This window comes from Mycolicibacter arupensis, from assembly GCF_002086515.1.
In the GTDB taxonomy this organism is placed as follows: Bacteria; Actinomycetota; Actinomycetes; order Mycobacteriales; family Mycobacteriaceae; genus Mycobacterium; species Mycobacterium arupense.
Genome location: NZ_MVHH01000134.1, coordinates 1 through 306, shown reverse-complemented (window position 1 = coordinate 306; position 306 = coordinate 1). Strand labels below are relative to the sequence as shown.

The window sequence follows — 306 nt, the reverse complement described above, 5'->3', positions numbered from 1 at the left end:
CTCGGGTAAGTCGCCGGCGCGGATTGCGGCCACGGCCGGGGTGCTGGCGCAGTGGATGACCACCGACGGCGCCGACATCGCGCTACCCGACGTCGCCCACGCGCTCAACCACCACCGCACTCGCTATCAGAAGTTCGCCACGGTCGCGGCCCGCGGCCGGGACGAGGCCATTGCCGCGTTGACCGCGCTGGCTGCCGGCGAGTCCGCACCAGGACTGGTGGCGCCCGCGGCGGTCTTACCGGGCCCCGGGACCGTGTTTGTGTTTTCGGGTCAGGGTTCGCAGTGGGTGGGGATGGGTCGTCGGTT

The 306-nt window shown here is 71.6% G+C and carries 1 protein-coding gene; it reads left to right on the top strand.

The window, feature by feature from the left end:
* Positions 1-306, top strand: a 306-nt coding sequence (locus tag BST15_RS21035; protein ID WP_133053213.1) for a KS-MAT linker domain-containing protein, incomplete at both ends; no start/stop codon positions are given.